Origin of the sequence: Microbacterium arborescens, assembly GCF_049707515.1 — a bacterium.
GTDB lineage: Bacteria > Actinomycetota > Actinomycetes > Actinomycetales > Microbacteriaceae > Microbacterium > Microbacterium arborescens_B.
Genome location: NZ_JBNAFI010000002.1, coordinates 370,807 through 395,169, shown reverse-complemented (window position 1 = coordinate 395,169; position 24,363 = coordinate 370,807). Strand labels below are relative to the sequence as shown.

At 68.9% G+C, this 24,363-nt stretch carries 21 protein-coding genes; 8 read left to right on the top strand and 13 right to left on the bottom strand.

The window, feature by feature from the left end; genetic code table 11:
* The first annotated feature begins 33 nt into the window (after positions 1 to 33).
* The gene (locus ACPYN5_RS05835) at positions 34 to 471 is read left to right on the top strand and encodes a dinucleotide-utilizing enzyme (protein ID WP_424448039.1); all 438 of its coding nucleotides are present in this window, start codon (positions 34 to 36) and stop codon (positions 469 to 471) included.
* Between the two features lie 245 nt (positions 472 to 716).
* Here ACPYN5_RS05835 and ACPYN5_RS05830 read toward each other — a convergent pair whose 3' ends face one another.
* The gene (locus ACPYN5_RS05830) at positions 717 to 1,649 is read right to left on the bottom strand and encodes a heme o synthase (protein ID WP_424448038.1); all 933 of its coding nucleotides are present in this window, start codon (positions 1,647 to 1,649) and stop codon (positions 717 to 719) included.
* A gap of 226 nt (positions 1,650 to 1,875) precedes the next feature.
* On the opposite strand from ACPYN5_RS05830, the gene tkt reads away from it, so the two are divergent.
* From tkt to pgl, 6 genes are read left to right on the top strand one after another with little or no spacing between them, the layout of a single operon-like run.
* Positions 1,876 to 3,954: a transketolase gene (tkt, locus tag ACPYN5_RS05825; protein ID WP_424448037.1), complete on the top strand. Its 2,079-nt coding sequence runs from the start codon at positions 1,876 to 1,878 to the stop codon at positions 3,952 to 3,954.
* Positions 3,951 to 5,057, top strand: a complete 1,107-nt coding sequence (tal, locus tag ACPYN5_RS05820) for a transaldolase (RefSeq protein ID WP_424448036.1) — start codon at positions 3,951 to 3,953, stop codon at positions 5,055 to 5,057. The genes tkt and tal overlap by 4 nt, the downstream gene beginning before the upstream one ends.
* Entirely contained in the window at positions 5,054 to 6,673 is a 1,620-nt protein-coding gene (locus ACPYN5_RS05815) for a glucose-6-phosphate isomerase (protein ID WP_424448246.1), read from the top strand. The genes tal and ACPYN5_RS05815 overlap by 4 nt, the downstream gene beginning before the upstream one ends.
* 13 nt (positions 6,674 to 6,686) lie before the next feature.
* The gene (zwf, locus tag ACPYN5_RS05810) at positions 6,687 to 8,234 is read left to right on the top strand and encodes a glucose-6-phosphate dehydrogenase (RefSeq protein ID WP_424448035.1); all 1,548 of its coding nucleotides are present in this window, start codon (positions 6,687 to 6,689) and stop codon (positions 8,232 to 8,234) included.
* The gene (locus ACPYN5_RS05805) at positions 8,231 to 9,172 is read left to right on the top strand and encodes a glucose-6-phosphate dehydrogenase assembly protein OpcA (protein ID WP_424448034.1); all 942 of its coding nucleotides are present in this window, start codon (positions 8,231 to 8,233) and stop codon (positions 9,170 to 9,172) included. Before zwf ends, ACPYN5_RS05805 begins: the two co-directional genes overlap by 4 nt.
* 1 nt (position 9,173) lies before the next feature.
* On the top strand, positions 9,174 to 9,947 hold the full coding sequence (gene pgl / locus ACPYN5_RS05800) for a 6-phosphogluconolactonase (RefSeq protein WP_424448033.1): 774 nt from the start codon (positions 9,174 to 9,176) through the stop codon (positions 9,945 to 9,947).
* Between the two features lie 76 nt (positions 9,948 to 10,023).
* Here the strand turns inward: pgl and ACPYN5_RS05795 are convergent, their stop codons facing one another.
* The 11 genes from ACPYN5_RS05795 to ACPYN5_RS05745 all read right to left on the bottom strand — a co-directional run bounded on the left by ACPYN5_RS05795 (position 10,024) and on the right by ACPYN5_RS05745 (position 21,893).
* On the bottom strand, positions 10,024 to 10,380 hold the full coding sequence (locus tag ACPYN5_RS05795; RefSeq protein ID WP_424448032.1) for an RNA polymerase-binding protein RbpA: 357 nt from the start codon (positions 10,378 to 10,380) through the stop codon (positions 10,024 to 10,026).
* Positions 10,380 to 10,628, bottom strand: a complete 249-nt coding sequence (secG, locus tag ACPYN5_RS05790) for a preprotein translocase subunit SecG (protein WP_424448245.1) — start codon at positions 10,626 to 10,628, stop codon at positions 10,380 to 10,382. Before secG ends, ACPYN5_RS05795 begins: the two co-directional genes overlap by 1 nt.
* A 114-nt stretch (positions 10,629 to 10,742) precedes the next feature.
* Positions 10,743 to 11,531, bottom strand: a complete 789-nt coding sequence (gene tpiA / locus ACPYN5_RS05785) for a triose-phosphate isomerase (protein WP_424448031.1) — start codon at positions 11,529 to 11,531, stop codon at positions 10,743 to 10,745.
* The gene (locus ACPYN5_RS05780) at positions 11,522 to 12,736 is read right to left on the bottom strand and encodes a phosphoglycerate kinase (RefSeq protein ID WP_424448030.1); all 1,215 of its coding nucleotides are present in this window, start codon (positions 12,734 to 12,736) and stop codon (positions 11,522 to 11,524) included. The genes tpiA and ACPYN5_RS05780 overlap by 10 nt, the downstream gene beginning before the upstream one ends.
* A gap of 5 nt (positions 12,737 to 12,741) precedes the next feature.
* Entirely contained in the window at positions 12,742 to 13,746 is a 1,005-nt protein-coding gene (gene gap / locus ACPYN5_RS05775; RefSeq protein ID WP_424448029.1) for a type I glyceraldehyde-3-phosphate dehydrogenase, read from the bottom strand.
* Positions 13,747 to 13,883: 137 nt separating this feature from the next.
* Positions 13,884 to 14,504, bottom strand: coding sequence for a superoxide dismutase (locus ACPYN5_RS05770; protein WP_424448028.1), 621 nt, complete (start codon positions 14,502 to 14,504; stop codon positions 13,884 to 13,886).
* A 150-nt stretch (positions 14,505 to 14,654) separates the two neighbouring features.
* On the bottom strand, positions 14,655 to 15,632 hold the full coding sequence (gene whiA / locus ACPYN5_RS05765; RefSeq protein WP_424448027.1) for a DNA-binding protein WhiA: 978 nt from the start codon (positions 15,630 to 15,632) through the stop codon (positions 14,655 to 14,657).
* A gap of 41 nt (positions 15,633 to 15,673) precedes the next feature.
* Positions 15,674 to 16,549: an RNase adapter RapZ gene (gene rapZ / locus ACPYN5_RS05760; protein ID WP_424448026.1), complete on the bottom strand. Its 876-nt coding sequence runs from the start codon at positions 16,547 to 16,549 to the stop codon at positions 15,674 to 15,676.
* A 33-nt stretch (positions 16,550 to 16,582) separates the two neighbouring features.
* Entirely contained in the window at positions 16,583 to 18,484 is a 1,902-nt protein-coding gene (uvrC, locus tag ACPYN5_RS05755) for an excinuclease ABC subunit UvrC (RefSeq protein ID WP_424448025.1), read from the bottom strand.
* A 1-nt stretch (position 18,485) separates the two neighbouring features.
* The gene (uvrA, locus tag ACPYN5_RS05750; RefSeq protein WP_424448024.1) at positions 18,486 to 21,371 is read right to left on the bottom strand and encodes an excinuclease ABC subunit UvrA; all 2,886 of its coding nucleotides are present in this window, start codon (positions 21,369 to 21,371) and stop codon (positions 18,486 to 18,488) included.
* A 78-nt stretch (positions 21,372 to 21,449) separates the two neighbouring features.
* The gene (locus ACPYN5_RS05745) at positions 21,450 to 21,893 is read right to left on the bottom strand and encodes a MarR family winged helix-turn-helix transcriptional regulator (protein ID WP_424448023.1); all 444 of its coding nucleotides are present in this window, start codon (positions 21,891 to 21,893) and stop codon (positions 21,450 to 21,452) included.
* 42 nt (positions 21,894 to 21,935) lie between these two features.
* Here ACPYN5_RS05745 and ACPYN5_RS05740 point away from each other — a divergent pair, with 42 nt between their 5' ends.
* The gene (locus tag ACPYN5_RS05740) at positions 21,936 to 22,172 is read left to right on the top strand and encodes a hypothetical protein (RefSeq protein ID WP_424448022.1); all 237 of its coding nucleotides are present in this window, start codon (positions 21,936 to 21,938) and stop codon (positions 22,170 to 22,172) included.
* Between the two features lie 52 nt (positions 22,173 to 22,224).
* Here the strand turns inward: ACPYN5_RS05740 and uvrB are convergent, their stop codons facing one another.
* Positions 22,225 to 24,306, bottom strand: coding sequence for an excinuclease ABC subunit UvrB (uvrB, locus tag ACPYN5_RS05735; protein WP_424448021.1), 2,082 nt, complete (start codon positions 24,304 to 24,306; stop codon positions 22,225 to 22,227).
* Positions 24,307 to 24,363 lie beyond the last annotated feature (57 nt).

The following is a 24,363-nucleotide window of genomic DNA, read 5'->3' as shown; positions in this document are numbered from 1 at the left end:
CCGCCATCGGTGGCCGCGACACGAAGGAGCACCATGACCGTTCACCCCCGCCTCGTCCGCAGCATCCCGTTCTGGATCCTCATCGCCGGATCGGTTGCCGCGATCGGCGGTGGCGCCTACATCCTGGTCGACAAGCTCGGCAACATGCAGACGACCATCCTCGACAACACCGCCACCGGCGTCGACGTGTACGTCGGCCAGATCTGGGGCGTGTTCGGCGGCATCCTCGTCGGTGCCGGCATCGTCGGGCTGGCCCTCGCGCTGGCCGTCGCCGCGCTGCGCTCGCTCGTCGCCACCCCGCCCCGCGGTGTCGCCGAGCAGGACGCACCCGGCGCAGCCGACCAGGCGACGGTTGTGCCGGCCGAGACGACCGGGACGTCCGTCATCGACGCCCCTGCGGTCGACGCGTCGACGACGTCCACCCTGGAGTCGCCCGCGAACGACATCCCCACGGACGCCCCGCAGCGCTGACCCGCGCCACACCGACGACGCCGGCACCGTCGGGACCGCCGGCGTATCGCACAGATCGGCCGTTCTCCCCACCCGGGCCTCCCGGTGCTGGGGAGGACGGCCGATCGGCGTATGCGCCCCGCCTGGTCCACTCGGCGGGAACTGCCGCATCTCCGTTCGACTTGGGCCAGCCTCTGCCGAATGCGCAGCCCCGGCGACGCTTCCCCGGGAACGGATTCAGCGTCGCGCCGCGCTGCCGCGCGAGGTCAGAAGGGCAGCAGCGGGTCGACCGCGATGGCCACGAAGACCAGCGTCAGGTAGGTGATCGACGCGTGGAAGACGCGCATCGGGCGAGCCTGCTCGCCACGGACCGCGCGGTTGTACAGGCGGTGCGACTCGTACAGGAACCAGCCGCCGAAAACGACGGCGGAGACGCTGTACACGAGGCCCATGGGGGCCACCGGGATCAGCAGGAGCGAGCACACCACGGTGGCCCAGGCGTACAGGATCACCTGCAGTCCGACCTGCGAGCTGTTGCGAGTGGCGCCCAGCATGGGCACGTCGACCTCGTCGTAGTCGTTCTTGTACTTCATCGACAGCGGCCAGTAGTGCGGCGGCGTCCAGAGGAAGACGAGCACGAACAGGATGAGCGCCGCCCACGAGAGCGTGCCGGTCACGGCGGACCAGCCGATCACGACCGGGAAGCACCCCGCGATGCCGCCCCACACGATGTTCTGCTCGGTGCGGCGCTTGAGGATCATCGTGTAGATGACGACGTAGAAGAAGATGGCGAAGACGCTGAGGGATGCCGCGACCCAATTGGTCGTCACGGCGAGCCAGAGTGTGGATGCCACGGCGAGCGTCCATGCGAAGACGAGTGCTCCGCGAGCCGAGACCTCGCCGGTCACGATCGGACGGTTCTCGGTGCGCTTCATGTGCGCGTCGATGTCGCGGTCGAGGTACATGTTGAACGCGGCGGCCGACCCGGCGCTCATCGCTCCCCCGACCACCGTCGCCAGCACGAGCCACAGGTTCGGCAAGCCGCCGGCCGCAAGGATCATGACGGGCACGGTCGTCACCAGCAGGAGCTCGAGCACCCGGGGCTTCGTCAGCGCGACGTACGCGCGCACCGTGGCACCGAACGACGTGCCGCGAGAGGTGTCGACAGAGGCCGATCCCGCCGTCGTCGTGATGTCCATCGCTCCCCGCATCTCACCGCTGTGAACCTGTCCAGTCTAGGGCATGCGCCGCGTCGGACCTCCGCCCCGGCGCCCGTCTACCACGTCCGTCACACGGCGACTCGAGCGGCCCCGGCCGACGGGCGCCATCGCTATGCTGAGGTCATACGCGCGCCAGCGCCGACACCCTCCCTTCCTGATAGCGGAGCGGCATGCGCAGGCGCTGCCTCTCGAGAAAGGCGACCGAGTGTCGGAACTTCGTTGGGACGAGATCGATCGGCGCGCGGTGGACACCGCCCGCGTCCTGGCCGCGGATGCGGTGGAGAAGGTGGGCAACGGCCACCCGGGCACGGCCATGAGCCTCGCCCCCGCCGCGTACCTCCTCTATCAGAGGGTCCTGCGGCACGACCCGGCGGACACCGACTGGCTCGGACGCGACCGTTTCATCCTGTCGGCCGGTCACTCGTCGCTGACGCAGTACGTGCAGCTCTACCTCGGCGGCTTCGGACTCGAGCTCGACGACCTCAAGGCGCTGCGCACGTGGGGCTCGCTGACTCCGGGTCACCCCGAGTACGGCCACACCAAGGGCGTCGAGATCACGACCGGCCCGCTCGGCCAGGGTCTCGCCACCTCGGTGGGCTTCGCCTACGCCGCCCGCTATGAGCGCGGACTGTTCGACCCCGAAGCCCCCGCGGGCACCTCGCCGTTCGACCACTTCGTCTACGTCATCGCCAGCGACGGCGACCTCCAGGAGGGCATCACGGCCGAGGCCGGTTCGCTCGCCGGGCACCAGCAGCTGGGCAACCTGATCGCGATCTACGACGCGAACCAGATCTCGATCGAGGACGACACGAACGTCGCCTTCACCGAGGACGTCGCCGCGCGCTACGAGGCCTACGGCTGGCACGTTCAGACCGTCGACTGGAAGAGCACCGGCGAGTACGTCGAGGATGTCCCCGCGCTCTACGACGCGATCGAGGCGGCGAAGGGCGAGACCGACAAGCCTTCCCTCATCGTCCTCAAGACGATCATCGGCTGGCCCGCACCCGGCAAGCAGAACACCGGCAAGATCCACGGCTCCGCGCTCGGCGCCGACGAGCTCGCGGCAACCAAGGAGGTCCTCGGGTTCGACCCCGAGAAGACGTTCGAGGTCGCCGACGACGTCATCGAGCACACCCGCTCGCTCGCCGACCGGTCCGCCGCCGATCGCGCCGAATGGCAGAAGGCCTTCGACGCGTGGGCCGACGCGAACCCCGAGCGCAAGGCGCTCCTCGATCGCCTCGAGTCCGGTGAGCTGCCGGCCGACCTCACCGTCCCCGCGTTCGAGGCCGGCAAGGCGGTGTCCACCCGTGCGGCCAGCGGACAGGTCATCAACGCCCTCGCCGACCAGCTGCCGGAGCTGTGGGGCGGCTCCGCCGACCTCGCCGAGTCGAACCTCACGACGATCAAGTCGGGCAAGAGCTTCATCCCCACCGAGTGGTCGACGCACGAGTGGTCGGGCGACCCGTACGGGCGCGTGCTCCACTTCGGCATCCGCGAGCACGCGATGGGTGCGATCGTCAACGGCATCGTCCTGCACGGCAAGACGCGTGCATTCGGCGGCACCTTCCTCATCTTCAGCGACTACATGCGCCCGGCGGTGCGTCTGGCCGCGCTGATGAACATCCCCTCGATCTACGTGTGGACGCACGACTCCATCGCGCTCGGCGAGGACGGGCCCACCCACCAGCCGATCGAGCAGGTCTCGTCGCTGCGCCTCATCCCGAACTTCGCGGTGGTCCGTCCGGCCGACGCGAACGAGACGGCTGCCGCTTGGCACGAGCTGCTCCGCCGGCAGGCGGGACCCGCGGGCATCGCGCTGACGCGGCAGAACGTGCCGGTCTTCCCCCGCGGTGAGGACGGCTTCGCCACGACCGACGGCGTCGCGAAGGGCGCTTACGTGCTCGTTGACGCCGAAGGCGGCCAGCCGGACGTCATCATCGTCGCCACCGGGTCCGAGGTGCAGCTCGCGGTCGAGGCCCGCGAGGCACTCGCCGCGGACGGCATCCAGGCCCGCGTCGTCTCGGCCCCCTCGCTCGAGTGGTTCGCCGAGCAGGACGAGGCCTACCGCGAGTCGGTGCTGCCCTCCGCCGTCCGCGCCCGCGTCTCGGTCGAGGCCGGCGCGACCCCGCTGTGGCGTTCGATCGTGGGAGACACCGGCCGCTCGGTCGGCATCGACCACTTCGGCGCGTCCGCCGACTACCAGACCCTGTTCGAGAAGTTCGGCATCACCACCGAGGCCGTCGTCGCGGCCGCCCGCGCAACAGTTGAGGAGAACAACGCATGAGCACCCCCACCCAGGACCTCTCCGACGCCGGCGTCAGCATCTGGCTCGACGACCTGTCGCGCCAGCGCATCACGACCGGCAACCTCCAGGAGCTCATCGACACGCGCAACGTCGTCGGTGTGACGACGAATCCGTCGATCTTCCAGGCCGCCATCAGCGCCGGCGTGGGATACGAGGAAGCGATCGAGGCGCAGGCCAAGGCGGGCGCGTCCACGGATGACACGATCTTCGAGCTGACGACGACGGATGTGCGCAACGCATCCGACATCTTCCGCCCGATCTTCGACAAGACGGGCGGTGTCGACGGCCGCGTGTCGATCGAGGTCTCCCCCGACCTCGCCCACGACACCGAAGCGACGATCGCCGAGGCGAAGAAGCTCGCCGCCGCCGTCGATCGTCCGAACGTGCTCATCAAGATCCCCGCGACGAAGGCCGGCCTTCCGGCGATCACCGAGGTCATCGCCGCCGGCATCAGCGTCAACGTCACGCTGATCTTCTCGCTCGAGCGCTACAGCGACGTCATCGACGCGTATCTGACCGGCCTCGAGCGGGCTCGCGAGGCCGGCGTCGATCTGGGCGGCATCCACTCCGTGGCCTCCTTCTTCGTCTCGCGCGTGGACACCGAGGTCGACAAGCGCCTCGCGGCAGTCGGATCGGATGCCGCGAACGAGCTGAAGTCGCTTGCGGGAGTCGCGAACGCGCGCCTCGCCTACGAGCTGTTCGAGAAGAAGTTCGCCGAGCAGCGCGCTCAAGACCTCGTGGCCGCGGGCGCGAACCTTCAGCGCCCGCTGTGGGCGTCGACGGGTGTCAAGGACCCGGCGCTCCCCGACACCCTCTACGTCACCGAGCTCGTGGCTCCCGGCACCGTCAACACGATGCCGGAGAAGACCCTCGAGGCGACCTTCGACCACGGTGTCGTCTCCGGTGACACCGTCACCGGCGCCTACGCCGCTGCGCACAAGGTCTTCGACGACCTCGCGGCCGTAGGCATCGACCTCGAGGATGTCACCCAGCTGCTGGAGGACGAGGGCGTCGACAAGTTCATCGCGTCGTGGCACGACCTGCAGGGCACGGTGACGGCGGCTCTGGAGAGCGCCCGTTGAGCTTCGAGATCCACGTCTCGGGGCACGTCTCCGACGTCGTCGAGCAGACGGTGCCCCGACTGGTGGCCGACCTGGTCGCCAGCGGCATCACCGCCGGTGATGCCGACCTGTGGGGACCGGATGCCGCCGACGAGGCGTCACGTCGTCTCGGCTGGGTGCAGGCGGTCACGGTAGCGCGGCCGCTCGTGGCCGAGATCGAGGCGCTCCGCAGCGACCTCGCCGGCCGGGGCATCACCCGGGTGGTCCTCGCCGGCATGGGCGGCTCCTCCCTCGCCCCCGAGGTGATCGCCCGGACGCACGGCGTGCCCCTCACGATCCTCGACTCCACGGCACCCGGCCAGGTCCTCGCCGCCATCGACGGCGACCCCGAGACCGGCGGCCTCGCCGAGACCGTGCTGGTCGTGTCGTCGAAGTCGGGTTCGACGGTCGAGACCGACTCGGCGCGGCGGGCATTCGCCGCCGCGTGGAGCGACCTGGGCATCGAGCCGGCCGACCGCATCGTCGTCGTCACCGACCCGGGCTCGCCGCTCGAGGCCGAGGCTCGCGAGGCGGGATACCACGTGTTCACCGCTGATCCGAACGTCGGCGGCCGCTACTCCGCGCTCACCGCGTTCGGGCTCGTGCCGGCCGGACTCGCGGGTGCCGACATCGGGCAGCTGCTCGATGAGGCCGACGCGACGCTGCTGGAGGTGGCGGTCGACGACCCGCGGAACCCCGCGCTCGTGCTGGCGGCTGCGATCGCGGGCGGCTCGCCGCGTCGCGACAAGCTCGCGCTCATCAGCGACGGCACGCACATCGTGGGCCTCCCCGACTGGATCGAGCAGCTGGTCGCCGAGTCGACCGGAAAATCCGGCACCGGCATCCTGCCCGTCGTCGCCACGCCGCTCTCGCCCGAGCTCGATCTGCTGCCGGACGACCTGCAGGTCGTGCGACTCGTCGGCGACGCGGTGCACTTCCAGATCCTCGAGCAGCACCCGGGCGAGGTGCTCGTCAGCGGATCGCTCGGCGCACAGTTCCTCGTGTGGGAGTACGCCACGGCGATCGCCGGTCGCCTACTCGGGATCAACCCGTTCGATCAGCCGGACGTCGAGGCCGCGAAGACGGCCGCGCGCGGTCTTCTCGACGCGCAGCCCGAGCCCACTGCACCGGTGTTCGTCGAGAACGGTGTCGAGGTTCGGGTGTCCGACCCGGCCCTCGCCGCGGACGGCACACTCGCGGGCGTGCTCGACAACCTCTGGCGAAGCGTTCCGGCCGACGGATACGTCGCGGTCCAGGCCTACGTCGACCGCACGTCCGTGCCGCAGCTGGCGGGGGTGCGCGAGCTGATCGCGGCCGACTCCGGCCGCCCCACGACGTTCGGGTGGGGTCCGCGGTTCCTGCACTCGACCGGGCAGTACCACAAGGGCGGCCCCGCGAACGGCGTGTTCCTCCAGATCACCGAACGAACGGACGTCGACCTCGAGATCCCGGGGCGGCCCTTCACGTTCGGACGGCTGATCGAGGCACAGGCATCCGGCGACGCGGCAGTGCTCGCCGAGCGCGGGCGTCCGGTCGTGACGCTCACCCTGACGGACCCCGCTACCGAGGTCCTCACCCTTTTCGAAGCAGCCCAGTAGGAAGACCCCTCCCATGACCGTGGAGATCTCGCGCGCCCACAATCCTCTGCGCGACCCCGACGACCGCCGCCTGAACCGCATCGCCGGGCCGAGTGCCCTCGTGATCTTCGGTGTCACCGGCGACCTGTCGCGGAAGAAGCTCATGCCCGCCGTCTACGACCTCGCCAACCGCGGGTTGCTGCCGCCGGGATTCGCCCTGGTCGGCTTCGCCCGGCGTGACTGGGAGGACCAGGACTTCGCGGAGGTCGTCCACGCCGCTGTGAAGCAGTACGCGCGGACGCCCTTCCGCGAGGAGACCTGGAAGCAGCTGCTGCAGGGCATCCGCTTCGTCTCGGGAGAGTTCGGCGACGCCGACGCGTTCAGCCGGCTTCGCGAGACGGTCGAGAAGCTCGACGTCGACCGCGGGACGATGGGCAACCACGCGTTCTACCTGTCGATCCCGCCGAAGGACTTCCCGATCGTCGCCAAGCAGCTGAAGGACTCCGGGCTGGTCGACGAGCATGCGGATGCCGACACCTGGCGGCGCGTCGTCATCGAGAAGCCGTTCGGTAGCGACCTGAAGACGGCACGCGAGCTGAACGAGGCGCTCGAGGTCGCCTTCCCCGCCGACTCGATCTTCCGCATCGACCACTACCTCGGCAAGGAGACGGTGCAGAACATCCTCGCGCTGCGCTTCGCGAACGAGCTGTTCGAGCCGATCTGGAACGCCAACTACGTCGACCACGTCCAGATCACGATGGCCGAGGACATCGGCGTCGGCGGCCGGGCGGGCTACTACGACGGTATCGGCGCCGCGCGCGACGTCATCCAGAACCACCTGCTGCAGCTGCTGGCGCTGACGGCGATGGAAGAGCCGATCTCGATGGAGGCCAACCACCTGCGGGCCGAGAAGGAGAAGGTGCTGGCTGCCGTGCAGCTGCCCGACGACCTCTCGACGGCAACGGCGCGCGGACAGTACGCCGGTGGGTGGCAGGGCGGTGAAGAGGTCACCGGGTTCCTCGCCGAAGACGGGATGAACCCGGAGTCCACGACCGAGACCTACGCCGCCATCAAGGTCGACATCGCGACGCGCCGCTGGGCCGGCGTCCCGTTCTACCTGCGGACGGGCAAGCGTCTCGGCCGCCGTGTCACCGAGATCGCGGTGGTGTTCAAGCGCGCGCCGCAGCACCTCTTCCTGCGCAACCAGACCACGGAGCTCGGTCAGAACGCTCTGGTGATCCGTGTGCAGCCCGACGAGGGCGTCACGATCCGGTTCGGGTCGAAGGTGCCGGGTGCGGCCACCGAGGTGCGCGACGTCACGATGGACTTCGGTTACGGGCACGCCTTCACCGAGTCGAGCCCCGAAGCCTACGAGCGGCTGATCCTCGACGTCCTGCTCGGCGACCCGCCCCTGTTCCCCCGTCACGAGGAGGTCGAGCTCTCGTGGCGCATCCTCGACCCCGTCGAGAAGTTCTGGGCCGAGCAGGGCGGACCGCTCGAACAGTACGCCCCCGGCTCGTGGGGTCCCACTTCCGCAGATGAACTGCTGGCCCGTGACGGCCGCGTCTGGAGGCGTCCATGATCGTCGACCTGCCCGACACCACCGTGTCGAAGATCGCCCGTGAGCTCGTGAACGTCCGAGAGGAGGGTGGCGCCGTCGCCCTCGGCCGGGTGCTGACGCTCGTCATCGCCACGTCGCAGGGCCTCGAGGAAGATGCGATCGAGGCCGCCAACGACGCCTCGCGCGAGCACCCGATGCGCGTGATCGTGCTCATCACCCGCCCCGAGGGCGAGTCGAAGCTCGATGCGCAGATCCGCGTGGGCGGCGACGCCGGTGCGAGCGAGGTCGTCGTGCTCCGCGCCAGCGGCGGTGCGGCCAGCAACGACGAGGCCCTCATCACCGGCCTGCTGCTGCCCGATGCCCCCGTCGTGGCCTGGTGGCCCGACCACCCGCCGGCAGACCCGTCGCAGTCGCCGATCGGCCGCATCGCGCAGCGACGGATCACGGATGCAGCCACGCTGCCCTATGACAGCGGCCGTCTGGCGGCCCTCGGCCCCGGCTACGCCCCCGGCGACACCGACCTCGCCTGGACGCGCCTCACCCACTGGCGCGAACAGCTGGCCGCGGTGCTCGACCAGCCTCCGTACGAGCCGGTCACCGAGGTCGAGGTCATCGGCAGCGGCAGCTCGCCCTCGACGGGACTGCTCGCGGCGTGGCTCTGCCTCATGCTCGACGTTCCCGTGCACTGGCGTTACGCCCCGAAGGACGAGTGGGAGCACGGCATCCGCAGTGTGCGGCTCGTGCGCCCGAGCGGCGACGTGCTGCTCGAGCGCACGACGACCATCGACGCGACGCTGACCCAGCCCGGTCAGCCCTCGCACGATCTCGTCCTTCCCCGCCGAACGCTCCGCGAGTGCCTCGCCGAGGAGCTGCGACGCCTCGGCCCCGATGTGCTCTACGGGCGCGTCATCACCGACGGCTGGGCGCACCTCCACCGATCACCGGCGGGAGACGCCTGACATGCCCACCGCCGAGAAACGCGTCGTGATCAGCCCCGACGCCGACACCCTGACCGGCTCGGTCGCCTCGCGTTTCCTCGACCGCGTCGCGAAGTGGGGCGCGGACGGGCGCACCGTCAACGTCGGACTGGCGGGTGGCGGCATCATCGGCGACGTTCTCGAGCGGCTCGGCTCGCACCCGCAGCGCGACAGCGTCGACTGGTCGCGGGTTCACTTCTGGTGGGTCGACGAGCGCTTCGTGCCACGCGACAGCGATGACCGCAACGAGGCCGTGGCGCGGCGCGCCTTCCTCGACGCGATCGACGTTCCCGCGGTGAACGTGCACCCGATCGCGGCATCCGACGAGGCACCCGATGCCGAGGCCGCCGCCAGCCGGTACGCGTCGGAGCTCGCCGCTGCCGCGACCGACGGCGCCGCGTGGCCCGTGTTCGACATCTGCTTCCTGGGAGTCGGGCCCGATGGTCACATCGCGTCGCTGTTCCCCGACCGCGGTGAGATCCGCATCACCGACAGCGCGGTCTCGGCGGTGCACGACTCGCCCAAGCCGCCCGCCGAGCGTGTCACCCTGACCCGCCCGGTGATCAACGGGTCCAAGCGCGTGTGGATGGTGCTGGCCGGTCCCGACAAGTCCTCGGCCCTCGGGCTCGCCCTCGCCGGTGCGAGCTACCACAGCGTTCCGGCTGCCGGAGCGAAGGGCACGCGCCGGACGATCCTGTTCACGGATGAGGCGACGGCGTCGCAGGTGCCGCCGGAGCTCATCGACGATCAGTACTGAGGCCGCCGGGTACACAGACGAAGAGAGCGGATGCCCCCGGGGCATCCGCTCTCTTCGTCGTTGGCGACCGATCGCGTCAGTTGAGGCCGCGCCGCTCGCGGAGCTGCTGCAGCGCCTCGTCGAGAAGCTGCTCTGCTTCTTCGTCGGTACGCCGCTCCTTCACGTAGGCGAGGTGCGTCTTGTAGGGCTCGGACTTGGCGACGGCCGGCGGGTTCGCCTTGTCGCGACCGGCGGGCAGTCCCGAGTGGGGCGAGTCGATGGTCTCGGGGATCTCGTCGTCGGCGATGCCGGCGGCGAAGTAGCGGACGGTCTCGTTTCCGAGGGCGTCCCAGTAGGAGATGGCGACCCGGTCGGCGTGGTGACCGTGGTCCTGCTCCCCCATCGGGCCGGCGCCGACACGGGTGCCGCGGATCGCGTTGCCTCCGGTGGCCATCAGATCACCGTGAACTTCGTGATGAGGCCGAGCGAGACGATGGCGAGGAACCACGCGAGCGCGAGCACGATCGTGAAGCGGTTGAGGTTGCGCTCCGCGAGTCCCGACGAGCCCATCGCAGAACTCATCCCGCCGCCGAACATGTCGGACAGGCCGCCGCCGCGCCCCTTGTGAAGCAGGATCAGCAACGTCAGGAGCAGGCTGGTGATGCCCAGAAGCACCTGCAGCGCGAACTCGAGGATCTGCACGGTGGTCGTCACCTTTCCGGCGATCGTTCCGATCGCACGAGGGTCAAGTATATCCAGGAGCTGCGCGGATACGCGTACGGCCCGGCGACCCACAGGCCGCCGGGCCGCACGACGTCACACGCCGACGTGCTTCTGGTAGCGGATGATCGCGGCGAACTCGTCCGCGACGAGGCTCGCCCCGCCGACGAGCGCTCCGTCGACATCGGGCTCGCGCATGAAGCCGGCGATGTTGGACGACTTCACCGACCCGCCGTAGAGGATGCGCGTGCGTGCCGCCGCCTCAGCGCCGAGCACGGACCCGATGACCTCGCGGAGCTTCGCGCACACGTCCTGCGCCTGCTGCGGCGTGGCCGCCTGGCCGGACCCGATGGCCCACACCGGCTCGTAGGCCACGACGATGTCGGCATCCGCCGCCACGCCCGCGAGCGCCGCTTCCAGCTGAGCCACCGGAACAGCCGAGGCGCCGTGCTTCTCGAGGTCCTCGGCCGTCTCGCCCACGCAGATGACGGGAGCAAGACCGTGGCGAAGGGCAGCCTGAACCTTGGCCGCGACGACCTCGTCGGTCTCCGAGTGGTACTCGCGACGCTCGGAGTGCCCGATGATCACGTAACGGCAGTCGAGCTGCTTCAGGAACGCACCCGAGATCTCGCCGGTGTACGCACCGGAATCGTTCGTCGAGAGGTCCTGAGCGCCGAGCGCGAACGCGATCTTGTCGGCATCGAGGAGCGTCTGCACGGTACGCAGGTCGGTGAACGGCGGGAAGACCGCCACCTCGACCGAATCGTCGTCGTGCTTGGCATCCTTCAGCGTCCAGTGCAGCTTCTGGACGAACGCGACCGCCTGCAGGTGGTCGAGGTTCATCTTCCAGTTGCCCGCGATGAGAGGCATACGGTTCATGCCCATCCGAGCACCTCCAGACCGGGCAGCTTCTTGCCCTCCAGGAACTCCAGCGACGCGCCGCCGCCGGTCGAGATGTGACCGAACGCCGTGTCGGCGAAACCGAGCTGACGAACAGCAGCAGCGGAGTCGCCGCCGCCGACGACGGACAATCCGTCGACCTCGGTGAGCGCCTGAGCGACCGCGCGCGTGCCCGCCGCGAACGCCGGCATCTCGAACACTCCCATCGGGCCGTTCCAGAACACCGTGCGCGAGGAGCGGACGGCTTCGGCGAACAGCTCCGCGGTCTTCGGGCCGATGTCGAGGCCCATCCCGTCGGCACCGAAGGCGGTGTCCTCCAGGCTGTCCGCGGCAGCGACGACGTGATCGGCGTCGGCGGCGAAGCCGGAGGCCATGACCGCGTCGACCGGGAGCACGAGCTCGACGCCGCGCTCCTGAGCCGTGGCGATGTAGCCCTTGACCCGCTCGAGCTGGTCCTGCTCGAGCAGGCTCTTGCCGACCTTGTGGCCGAGAGCGGCGAGGAACGTGAACAGCATGCCGCCGCCGACGAGGATCTTGTCGGCGCGAGGAAGCAGGTGCTCGATGACACCGAGCTTGTCGCTCACCTTGGAGCCGCCGAGGACCACCGCGTAGGGGCGCTCGGGGTTCTCCGTCAGGCGGTCGAGGACATCGACCTCCTTCTCGATGAGGAAGCCCGCCGCAGAGGGCAGGATCTCGGCGAGGTCGTAGACCGACGCCTGCTTGCGGTGCACGACGCCGAACCCGTCGGAAACCAGCACGTCGCCGAGGGCGGCGAGCTGCTCCGCGAACGCGCGCCGCTCGGCCTCGTCCTTCGCGGTCTCGCCGGCGTTGAAGCGGAGGTTCTCGATCACCGCGACGTCGCCGTCGCCCAGGGCCGAGACGACCTGCTGCGCCGACTCCCCCACCGTGTCGCCCGCGAAGGCGACCGGCTTGCCGAGAAGCTCGGACAGCCGCTGCGCGACCGGCTCGAGCGAGTACTTCGGGTCGGGGGAACCGTCAGGGCGGCCCAGGTGCGAGCAGGCGATGACGCGTGCGCCCTGGCCGATGAGGTGGTCGATGGTGGGCAGCGCCGCACGCACACGGCCATCGTCCGTGATGACTCCGTCCTTCAGGGGGACGTTGAAGTCAACACGGACGATGACGCGCTTGCCTGCGAGCTGGCCCAGCGAATCGATGGTTCGCAGAGCCATGGTCGTCAGAGCTTGCTGGCGACGAGCTCGGTGAGGTCGACGAGGCGGTTCGAGTAGCCCCACTCGTTGTCGTACCAGCCGACGACCTTGACCTGGTTGCCGATGACACGGGTCAGGCCGGCGTCGAAGATGCAGGAGTGGTCGTCGGTGACGATGTCGCTCGAGACGATCTCGTCTTCGGTGTACTTCAGGATGCCCTTGAGCGGACCCTCGGCGGCAGCCTTGTAGGCGGCCTTGATCTCGTCGACGGTGACCTCGCGCTCGAGCTCGACCGTGAGGTCGGTCGCCGAACCGGTGGGAACCGGAACGCGCAGCGCGAAGCCGTCGAGCTTGCCCTTGAGCTCGGGGAGCACGAGGCCGATGGCCTTGGCCGCGCCGGTCGAGGTCGGGACGATGTTGAGGGCGGCGGCGCGGGCACGGCGGAGGTCGCTGTGCGGGCCGTCCTGCAGGTTCTGGTCGGCCGTGTAGGCGTGGACCGTGGTCATGAGGCCCTTGACGATGCCGAAGTTGTCGTTGAGGACCTTGGCCAGCGGCGCGAGGCAGTTGGTGGTGCACGACGCGTTCGAGATGACGTTGTGGTTCTCGGGGTCGTAGAGGTCCTCGTTGGCACCGATGACGAACGTGCCGTCCTCGCCCTTCGCGGGAGCCGAGATCAGGACCTTCTTGGCGCCGCCGGCGATGTGCTTCTTGGCGTCCTCGGCGTTGGTGAAGCGGCCGGTCGACTCGATGACGATGTCGACGCCCAGCTCGCCCCAGGGCAGGTTGGCGGGGTCGCGCTCTTCGAAGACCTTGATGGTCTTGCCGCCGACCGTGATCGAGTCCTCCGAGTACGTGACCTCGGCGTCGAGACGCCCGAGGATGGAGTCGTACTTCAGCAGGTGCGCGAGGGTCTTGTTGTCGGTGAGGTCGTTCACCGCCACGATCTCGAGGTCCGCGCCCTGAGCGAGGGCGGCGCGGAGGTAGTTGCGTCCGATGCGGCCGAAGCCGTTGATGCCGATCTTGACAGACACGATGTCTCCCGTTTCTCGTCGCGCCGGCGAAGCCCGTGCTGGGTGACCGAAACGCGATCTGTTGAAAAAGAAGAGGATGCCGGGATCTGCTCCCGTTGCCGGGAGGAGCCCGGCATCCTCACCTGTTTACGACCCTACTACGCGAGCAGGCCGGCCGTCTTCTCCCGAGCCGTCACAAAGCGCTCGGCGACGTTCTGCCAGTTGGCGATGTTCCACGCGGCCTTGACGTAGTCGGCCTTCACGTTCAGGTAGTCGAGGTAGAAGGCGTGCTCCCACATGTCGAGCTGGAAGATCGGGACGGTTCCCTGTGCGGTGTTCGACTGCTGGTCGAACAGCTGCTGGATGATGAGCTGCGCGCCGATCGGGTCCCAGCTGAGCACGGCCCAGCCCGAGCCCTGGATACCGGTGGCGGCGGCGGTGAAGTGCGCCTGGAACTTGTCGAAGCCGCCGAAGAACTCGTCGATCGCCGCGCGGAGCTCGCCCTCGGGCTCGCCGCCGCCCTCGGGCGAGAGGTTCGTCCAGAAGATCGAGTGGTTGACGTGACCGCCGAGGTTGAACGCGAGGTCCTTCTCGAGCTTGTTGACGTTCGCGAGGTTGCCGCTCTCGCGGGCTTCGGCGAGCTGCTCGAGGGCGGTGTTGGCGCCGGTCACATAGGTCTGGTGATGCTTGGAGTGATGCAGCTCCATGATCTTGCCGCTGATGTGCGGTTCGAGGGCCGCGTAGTCGTAAGGGAGCTCGGGAAGGGTGTACTTCGGCATTCTGTATCTCCTGTCAGCACCGCGCTGCGCGCGGCTCGTGCTGTCGAAGGCGCGCGACCGCGCACCTCGTGGACGATTTTCATCCTATTGAGGGCGAACGCGTCGCACACCCCGTTGCTTCCCGTTCGGAACGCGGTGTAACGCGGCGACTCAGTCGGCCAGGCCTGCCGGAACAGCCGACTCGGTGTCGGGCAGCCCTTCGGCGGCCGCCTTCTTGTCCGCCATGGCGAGCAGCCGGCGGATACGGCCGGCGACGGCATCCTTCGTCAGCGGCGGATCGGCGTGGTGACCGAGCTCGTCCAGGCTCGCGTCGCGGTGGGCCAGGCGCAGATCGCCCGCCTGTTTGAGGTGATCGGGCACCTCGTCGCCCAGGATCTCGAGTGCGCGCTCGACACGAGCGCAGGCGGCGACGGCGGCCTGCGCGGAGCGGCGGAGGTTGGCGTCGTCGAAGTTGACGAGACGGTTCACGCCGGCTCGCACCTCCCGGCGCTGACGCATCTGGTCCCAGGTGTCGGCCGTGCGGGTGGCGCCCATCTCGGCGAGGGTCTGCCGGATGGCTTCGCCGTCGCGCACCACGACGCGCGGGATGCCGCGCACCTCTCGCGCCTTGGCGGCGATACCCAGTCGATGCGCGGCCCCCACGAGCGCCATGGCCGCCTCCGGCGACGGGCACGAGATCTCCAGTGCCGCAGAGCGCCCGGGGTCGGACAGCGAGCCTGCAGCCAGGAACGCCCCGCGCCACAGCGCCGCGAGGTCGGGACGCGATCCGGTCGTCAACTTGTTCGGCAGGCCTCGCACCGGGCGGCGGCGCTGGTCGAGGAGCCCGGTCTGGCGGGCGAGGGTCTCACCGCCGTCGCGGACGCGGACGGCGAACGTCGCGCCGTCGCGGCCTCCGGAGGCCTGGATGCGGGCGAGCTCGGGGCGCACGCCGTAGATCTCGACGAGTTCCCGCGCGACGCGGCGCGCCAGGATCTCGGAATCGACCTCGGCCTCGACGGCCACGCGGCCCGCGATCGAGTGCAGACCGCCCGCGAAGCGCAGGATCGCGGTCACCTCGGCCACCCGTGCGGCGGGTCGAGGGTCGCGCATCGCAGCCAACTCGGTCTTGACGTCAGCGGTCAGCGGCACGGCGCTCCTTCGGGAGGGGGTTCGGGGGACGAAGGAACAGCCTACTCGCGCCCGAGGTCGCGGTGCTTGAGTCGCACCGCCACGCCCGGGAGCCCCGACAGCCGGCGGGTCAGTTCGCGAGCGGTCACGACGGAGCGATGCTTGCCGCCCGTGCACCCGACCGCGACGACGGAGTGACGCTTGTTCTCGTCCTGATATCCGCGGAGCACCGGGACGAGAGCAGCGGCGTACGCGTCGATGAACTCGCGCGCGTTCTCATGCGAGAGGACTTCGTCACGCACGGCGTCATCCTCGCCCGTCAGGGCCTTGAGATCGGGATTCCAGAACGGGTTCGGAAGGAAGCGCATGTCGGCGACGAGATCGGCATCGGGCGGCAGACCGTACTTGAAGCCGAAGCTCATCACGGTGACGGTGTGCCGTGCCGCCCCGACGTCGGCGAACAGGTCGGCGATGTACGTGGCGAGCTGGTGGATGTTGTCGCGCGAGGTGTCGACGATGACGTCCGCGCTCTCGCGGATCGGCGCGAGGCGTTCCCGCTCGCGGCGTATCCCGTCGACCAGGGTGCCGTCGCCCTGGAGGGGATGCGGACGACGCACGGCCTCGAACCTGCGCACCAGCACCTCGTCCGCAGCATCGAGGAAGAGGATCCGCAACGTGCGGCCGTGACGCAGGGCTCGGGTGATCTCAGGCAGAGCGGCGAAGAGATCACCCCCGCGGACGTCGACGACCGCGGCGACGCGCGGCAGGGCGTTGCCCGCGAGCTCGCTGAGCTCGAGAAGCGGTCGCAGCATCTGCGGCGGGAGGTTGTCGACGACGTACCAGCCGAGGTCTTCGAGCGCGTTGGCCGCCGTGGTCCGCCCGGCACCGGACATGCCCGTGACGATGAGAATCTCGCCCGCCGGTACCTCGTCGGTCACCCTCACCACCCCTGTCGTCCGCCGGACTCCACCCTATCCGTCCGCGAGGTGGCGGTGGATCGCCTCGGCCAGGCGCGGCCCGATGCCCGGCAGCTCCTGGATCTCCTCGGGGGTGGCCTGCTTGAGCTTCGACACCGATCCGAAGTGCCGCAGCAGCGCCTTGATCCGCGCCGCTCCGAGACCGGGCACCTCCGAGAGCACCGAGGTGATGTCGCGCTTGCGCCGCTTGCGCTGATGCACGATCGCGAAGCGGTGCGCCTCGTCTCGCAGACGCTGCAGCAGGTAGAGCGATTCCGACGTGCGCGGCAGGATGACGGGGTACTCCTCCCCCGGCAGCCAGATCTCCTCGAGTCGCTTGGCGATGCCGCAGAGCGCGATCTCGCTGTGCCCGGCGTCGGCCAGCGCCCGGGCCGCGGCCTCGACCTGCGGCTTGCCGCCGTCGACGACGAGCAGCTGCGGCCGGTACGCGAACCGGGGGCGCTTGCGCGCCGTGACGACGACCTCGCCGTCGGCGGTCGCGTCGGGCACCGGCTCGTCCTCCTCGTCCGGGCGATCGAGGTACGCGAGGCGCCGGGTGAGCACCTGGTACATCGAGTCGGTGTCGTCCGTCGTCTCACTGACGCCGAAGATGCGGTACTGGTCCTTGCGCGGAAGCCCGTCTTCGAACACGACCAGCGAGGCGACGACGTTCGTGCCCGACAGGTGCGACACGTCGTAGCACTCGATGCGCAGCGGAGCCTCCTCGAGGCCCAGCGCGTCCTGCAGGTCGGTCAACGCCTGGCTGCGGGCGACGTAGTCGCTCGTTCGACGCGTCTTGTGCAGCATCAGCGCCTGCTGCGCGTTGATGCTCGCGGTCTTCATGAGGTCGGCCTTGCGCCCGCGCTGAGCGACCTGCACCGTCACGCGCTTGCCGCGACGGTCCTGCAGCCACTGCTCGAGTTCTCCGGCATCTCCCGGGAGCTCGGGGACGAAGATGTGGCGCGGGATGTCGGCGGCGGCGGCATCCCCGTAGGTGCGCTGGAGGACCTGGTCGACCAGGTCAGCGCCCGAGATGTCGATCTCCTTCTCGATCGTCGTCGCGCGCACACCGCGGATGCGTCCGCCGCGCACGACGAAGTGCTGGACCGCAGCGGCCAGCTCGTCCTCCGCGATGCCGAAGAGGTCGGCATCCATGTCGTCCTCGAGCACCAGCGCGCTCTTCTTCAGCACCGCGTCGATCGCCTGCAGCCGGTCACGGTAGACCGCAGCGGACTCGTAGTCCATCGCGGCGGCGGCCTCGCGCATGCGGGCCGTGAGGTCGCGGGCGAACCGCTGGTCACCGCCGGACATGAACGCGACGAAGTCGTCGACCATCGCGCGATGCTCTTCGATCGTCACCTTCATCGAGCACGGGCCGCCGCAGCGGCCGATCTGCCCGGGGAAGCACGGCCGGCCCGACGCCATGGCCTTCTTGTACGACGAGTCGCTGCAGGTGCGGATCGGGAACACCTTGATCATCAGGTCGATCGTCTCGTGCACGGCCCAGACCTTCGGGTAGGGACCGAAGTACTTCGCCCCCGGGATGCGCCGGTTGCGCGTGACGATGACGCGCGGGGCCTCGTCAGCGAGGGTGATCGCCATGAACGGGTACGACTTGTCGTCGCGGTAGCGCACGTTGAACGGCGGATCGAACTCCTTGATCCACATGTACTCGAGCTGCAGCGAGTCGACGTCGGTCGCCACGACGGTCCATTCGACCGATGCCGCCGTCGTGACCATGCGCCGGGTGCGCTCGTGCAGGGTGTGCAGCGGCGCGAAGTAGTTCGACAGCCGAGCCCGCAGGTTCTTCGCCTTGCCGACGTAGAGCACCCGTCCCTGCTCGTCGCGGAAGCGGTAGACGCCGGGGTCGGTGGGGATCTCCCCCGCCTTCGGCCGGTAGGGCAGGACGTTCGCCACGTCAGCCTGCCTTGCGCGCCGCCGGGGCTCCCAGGATCTCGGCGAGGAACTGGCCCGTGTGGCTCTCTGCGACGCCGGCCACCTGTTCGGGCGTGCCGGTGGCGACGATCGTGCCGCCCCCGGCTCCGCCCTCGGGACCGAGGTCGATGATCCAGTCGGATGCCTTGATGACGTCGAGGTTGTGCTCGATCGTGATGACCGTGTTGCCCTTGTCGACGAGACTGTTCAGCACCTCGAGCAGCTTGCGGACGTCTTCGAAGTGCAGGCCCGTCGTCGGTTCGTCGAGCACATAGATGCTGCGGCCGTTCGATCGGCGCTGCAGCTCGGTCGCGAGCTTGACGCGCTGAGCCTCACCGCCGGAGAGGGTCGTGGCGGACTGACCGAGGCGGACATAGCCGAGACCGACGTCGACGAGGGTCTTGAGGTAGCGGTGGATCGCCTGGATCGGCTCGAAGAACTCCGCCGCCTCCGAGATGGGCATCTCGAGGACCTCGGCGATGTTCTTGCCCTTGTAGTGGACGGCGAGCGTGTCGCGGTTGTACCGCTTGCCGTGGCACACCTCGCAGTCGACGTAGACGTCGGGCAGGAAGTTCATCTCGATCTTCAGCGTGCCGTCGCCCGAGCAGGCCTCGCACCGCCCGCCCTTGACGTTGAACGAGAAGCGACCCGGCAGGTAGCCGCGGACCTTGGCCTCGGGAGTCTCGCTGAACAGCGTACGGATGCGGTCGAACACGCCGGTGTAGGTCGCAGGGTTCGAGCGCGGGGTGCGGCCGATCGGTGCCTGGTCGACGTGCACGACCTTGTCGAGGTTGTCGAGCCCGGTCACCCGGGTGTGCTTGCCCGCCACGCGGCGCGCGCCGTTGAGACGCGTCGCCAGGACCTCGTACAGGATGCCGTTGACGAGCGTCGACTTGCCCGAGCCGCTCACGCCGGTGACCGAGGTGAGCACGCCGAGCGGGAACTCGGCCGTGACGTTCTGCAGGTTGTTGGCGCGGGCGCCGACGACGGTCAGCATCCGCTTCTTGTCGATCTTGCGACGCTTGGCGGGGGTCTCGAGCGAACGCCGTCCGGACAGGTAGTCGCCGGTCATCGAGTTGTCGTCGGCGAGGAGGGCGTCGTACGGGCCGGAGTGCACGACGTTGCCGCCCTCGACACCGGCGCGGGGGCCGATGTCGACGACCCAGTCGGCGGCGGCGATCGTCTCTTCGTCGTGCTCCACGACGATCAGCGTGTTGCCGAGGTTCTTCAGCTTGACCAGCGTGTCGATGAGACGACGGTTGTCGCGCTGGTGGAGACCGATCGACGGCTCGTCGAGGACGTAGAGCACGCCGGTGAGGCCCGAGCCGATCTGCGTCGCGAGACGGATGCGCTGCGCCTCACCGCCCGACAGCGAGCCGGCCGCGCGGCCCAGGCTGAGGTAGTTCAAGCCGACCTCGATGAGGAAGTCGAGCCGCGCCCGGATCTCCCGCAGCACCGCCGCGGCGATCTTCGCCTCGCGATCGGTGAGCTGGAGCTGGTTGAAGTAGGTCTGCGCCTCGGCGAGGCTCAGCCGGGCGACGTCCGCGATGGAGTTCTCGTGGACGAGAACGGCGAGCACCTCGGGCTTGAGGCGGTCGCCGTTGCACGCGGGGCACGGCACCTCGCGCAGGTACTCGGCCCAGCGCTGGCGCTGCGTGTCGGTCTCCGCCTGCAGGTACTGGCGCTCGATGTAGGGGATGACGCCCTCGAAGCCGGACGCGTAACGCATCTCGCGCCCGTAGCGGTTCTTCCACTTGACCGTCACCTTGTAGTTCTCGCCGCGCAGCACGGCATCCTGCACGTCTGCGGGGAGCTTGCGCCACGGGGTCTTGAGCGAGAACTTCAGGTCGGACGCGAGCCCCTCGAGGAGACGCTCGTAGTACTGGAACAGCCCCTTGCCCTGCGTCGTCCAGGGCAGCAGGACGCCCTCGGCGATGGAAAGGTCCTCGTCGCCCAGCATGAGCTCAGCGTCGACGGACATGCGCGTACCGAGGCCCGAGCACGTGGGGCATGCGCCGAACGGCGCATTGAACGAGAAGGTACGCGGCTCGATCTCGGTCAGCTGCAGGGCATGACCGTTGGGGCAGGCGAGCTTCTCGCTGAAGCTCTGCCATGCGTCGTCGCCCTCTTCGTCGACGAAGTTGATCTTGATGACACCGCCGGCCAGGGCCAGCGCGGTCTCGACGGAGTCCGTCACGCGGCCGAGCAGATCGGGACCTGCCACCAGGCGGTCGACGACCACGGCGATGTCGTGCTTGTAGCTCTTCTTGAGCGTCGGCGGCTCGGCCAGCGAGATGACGTCTCCGTCGACGACGGCGCGCGCGTATCCCTTCGCGCTCAGCTCCTTGAAGAGGTCGACGAACTCGCCCTTCTTCTGCGTCACCACGGGAGCGACGACCTGGTAGCGGGTGCGGTCGGGCAGCTCCATGAGCTGGTCGGCGATCTGCTGCACCGTCTGGCGCTGGATCCGCTCGCCGCATTCGGGGCAGTGCGGCACGCCGATGCGCGCCCACAGCAGACGCATGTAGTCGTGGATCTCCGTGATCGTGCCGACGGTCGAGCGCGGGTTGCGGTTCGTCGACTTCTGGTCAATCGAGACGGCGGGGCTGAGGCCTTCGATGAAGTCGACGTCGGGACGGTCGACCTGACCGAGGAACTGCCGCGCATAGGCGCTCAGCGATTCGACGTAGCGGCGCTGGCCCTCGGCGAAGATCGTGTCGAAGGCGAGGCTCGACTTGCCCGACCCGGAGAGGCCGGTGAAGACGACGAGACTGTCGCGCGGGATGTCGAGATCCACATCCTTCAGGTTGTGGACGCGGGCACCGCGGACGCTGAGTTTCGAGGAGGATGCGACGGGGACGATGGGCACCGCACAAGTCTAGGTCGGGCCTCCGACACGGGCGCCGCGGTTCGCCCTCGGCTCACCCATCCGCTAGGGCCGAGGCCGTCAGCGGGCTGTCGGCCGGCGGCCCGCGAACGGAGCGAGGCCGTCGCGGAGCGATACGACGTCGCCCACGGTCATGCCCACGGCGGCCATCACCTTCTCGGGGACGTGCAGCGCATCCGCTCGCAGGGCCCGGCCGCTGTCGGTCAGACCGATCTCGAGCACCCGCTCGTCGCCCGCGCGACGGGCGCGGGTGACGAGATCCTGAGACTCGAGGCGCTTCACGAGCGGCGACAGCGTCGCGGGCTCCATCGCCAGGTCGGCCGCGAGCTCGCCGAGCGCTCGCGGTGAGTCCTCCCACAGGGCGAGCATCACCAGGTACTGCGGATGCGTCAGGCCGAGAGGCTCGAGTATCGGGCGATAGATCGCCACGACGTTCCGGGCAGCTGTCACCAGGGCGAAACAGAGCTGGTTGTCGAGCCGCAACAAGTCATCGGAGGATGGCACAGTCGAATCCTATACGCCCTAATCGTTAGTACACTGAGGAACATGACCGAGCCCGACCGCCGACCCTCGTTCCACGCACGCGTCCGGGAGGCGGGCGGCTGGTACGCGTACCTCAACGCCCGGCTCATCCGAGCGGCCGGTCCCGCGTCGGTCGGACCGTACGACACCGAGCCCGAACCCGAGCGGACGGGCCGTGCCTGCCCGCTGTGCGGTCATCCCATGACCGAGCACGACGTCGACAGATCAGGACCCAAGCCGTTGCTCCACTGCCCGCGCTGAACGCGGGCGGGCGCGAGGGACGGCGCGACGTTCGTGCCCGAACGCGTGCCGGTCAGGCGTGTCCGGCACGCTCCATCGCGCGCAGCTCCTTCTTGAGGTCCTGGACCTCGTCGCGCAACCGCCCCGCCAACTCGAACTTGAGCTCGGCCGCGGCCGCGAGCATCTGCTGCGACAGGTCCTGGATCGTGTCTTCGAGCTGCTGCGCCCCCTCGGCCGCGATGCCCTCACGGCGGAGCTGGGGCGTCGGGCTCTTGCCCTTGCCCGACTTGTTGCGGGCCGTCGCCTTGCCGCTCAGCAGATCGCGCGTGTCGGACGCCTCGCGTGCGAGAGCGTCGGTGATGTCGGCGATCTTCTTGCGCAGGGGCTGCGGATCGATGCCGTGCTCGAGGTTGTAGGCGATCTGCTTCTCCCGCCGCCGCTCGGTCTCGTCGATCGCCGCCGCCATCGAGTCGGTGATCTTGTCGGCGTACATGTGGACCTGGCCCGAGACGTTTCGTGCGGCACGACCGATCGTCTGGATCAGCGAGGTTCCGGAGCGGAGGAATCCCTCCTTGTCGGCGTCGAGGATGGCGACGAGCGACACCTCGGGCAGGTCGAGTCCCTCTCGCAGCAGGTTGATGCCGACGAGGACGTCGTACACCCCCTGGCGGAGCTCGGTCAGCAGTTCGACGCGGCGCAGCGTGTCGACGTCCGAGTGCAGGTAACGGACCCGGACACCGTGCTCGCCGAGGAAGTCGGTGAGCTCCTCGGCCATCTTCTTCGTCAGCGTCGTCACGAGCACGCGCTCGTCGCGCTCGACGCGCACACGGATCTCCTCGAGCAGGTCGTCGATCTGCCCCTTGGACGGCTTGATGATGATCTCGGGGTCGACCAGACCGGTCGGGCGGATGATCTGTTCGACCACTCCGTCGGCGATGCCCATCTCGTAGCGCCCCGGCGTAGCCGAGAGGTAGACCGCCTGGCCGACGCGCTCCTTGAACTCGTCGAAGCGCAGCGGCCGGTTGTCCATCGCGCTCGGAAGGCGGAAGCCGTGGTCGACGAGCGTCCGCTTGCGCGAGGCATCGCCTTCGTACATGGCGCCGATCTGCGGCACGGTGACGTGCGACTCGTCGATGACGAGAAGGAAGTCGTCGGGGAAGAAGTCGAGCAGCGTGTGCGGCGGGTCGCCGGGCATGCGCCCGTCGAGATGCCGCGAGTAGTTCTCGATACCGGAGCAGAACCCCAGCTGCTGCAGCATCTCGAGGTCGAAAGTGGTGCGCATGCGCAGACGCTGGGCCTCGAGCAGCTTGCCCTGGCTCTCGAACTCCTTCAGCCGCTGCTCGAGCTCGTGCTCGATCGTGCCGATCGCGCGCTGCACGGTCTCGGTGCCTGCGACGTAGTGCGATGCGGGGAACACCGGCACACTGTCCATCTTCTGCACGATGTCGCCCGTGAGGGGGTGCAGCATGTAGAGCGCCTCGATCTCGTCACCGAAGAGCTCGATGCGGATCGCGTACTCCTCGTACACCGGGATGATCTCGATCGTGTCGCCCCGCACCCGGAAGTTGCCCCGGGAGAAGTCGACGTCATTGCGGTTGTACTGCATCGCGATGAACTTGCGGATGAGCGCGTCGCGGTCGTACCGCTCCCCCACCTGGAGAGCGACCATCGCGCGCAGATACTCCTCCGGCGCACCGAGGCCGTAGATGCATGACACCGTGCTGACCACGACGACGTCACGGCGGCTCAGCAGAGAGTTGGTCGTGGAGTGACGCAGCCGCTCGACCTCGGCGTTGATCGACGAGTCCTTCTCGATGAAGGTGTCGGTCTGCGGGACGTATGCCTCGGGCTGGTAGTAGTCGTAATAGCTGACGAAATACTCCACCGCATTGTTCGGCATGAGGTCTCGGAACTCGTTCGCCAACTGCGCCGCGAGCGTCTTGTTGTGCGCCATGACGAGCGTCGGGCGCTGTACCTGCTCGATGAGCCACGCCGTCGTGGCGGACTTTCCGGTACCGGTGGCACCCAGCAGCACGACGTCGGTCTCGCCCGCATTGATCCTGGCCGCGAGCTCGGCGATGGCCTGAGGCTGATCGCCGCTCGGAACGTATTCGCTGATGACCTCGAACGGCCGAACGGAGCGCGTGGTCTGCATGTTTCCAGCGTAGGCGGGGCCACCGACACCGGGCCCGGTCTTCGCTCAGAGCGTGCG

Bases quoted from the DNA above. Each gene is read 5' to 3' on its own strand.
- ACPYN5_RS05835 (WP_424448039.1), top strand. From the start codon at position 34: ATGACCGTTCACCCCCGCCTCGTCCGCAGCATCCCGTTCTGGATCCTC.
- ACPYN5_RS05795 (WP_424448032.1), bottom strand. From the start codon at position 10,380: ATGGCCACCGGAGGCAACGCGATCCGCGGCACCCGTGTCGGCGCCGGC.
- ACPYN5_RS05780 (WP_424448030.1), bottom strand. From the start codon at position 12,736: ATGGCTCTGCGAACCATCGATTCGCTGGGCCAGCTCGCAGGCAAGCGC.
- pgl (WP_424448033.1), top strand. From the start codon at position 9,174: ATGCCCACCGCCGAGAAACGCGTCGTGATCAGCCCCGACGCCGACACC.
- ACPYN5_RS05805 (WP_424448034.1), top strand. From the start codon at position 8,231: ATGATCGTCGACCTGCCCGACACCACCGTGTCGAAGATCGCCCGTGAG.
- uvrB (WP_424448021.1), bottom strand. From the start codon at position 24,306: ATGCAGACCACGCGCTCCGTTCGGCCGTTCGAGGTCATCAGCGAATAC.
- ACPYN5_RS05770 (WP_424448028.1), bottom strand. From the start codon at position 14,504: ATGCCGAAGTACACCCTTCCCGAGCTCCCTTACGACTACGCGGCCCTC.
- ACPYN5_RS05830 (WP_424448038.1), bottom strand. From the start codon at position 1,649: ATGGACATCACGACGACGGCGGGATCGGCCTCTGTCGACACCTCTCGC.
- tal (WP_424448036.1), top strand. From the start codon at position 3,951: ATGAGCACCCCCACCCAGGACCTCTCCGACGCCGGCGTCAGCATCTGG.
- zwf (WP_424448035.1), top strand. From the start codon at position 6,687: ATGACCGTGGAGATCTCGCGCGCCCACAATCCTCTGCGCGACCCCGAC.
- tpiA (WP_424448031.1), bottom strand. From the start codon at position 11,531: ATGGGCATGAACCGTATGCCTCTCATCGCGGGCAACTGGAAGATGAAC.
- ACPYN5_RS05740 (WP_424448022.1), top strand. From the start codon at position 21,936: ATGACCGAGCCCGACCGCCGACCCTCGTTCCACGCACGCGTCCGGGAG.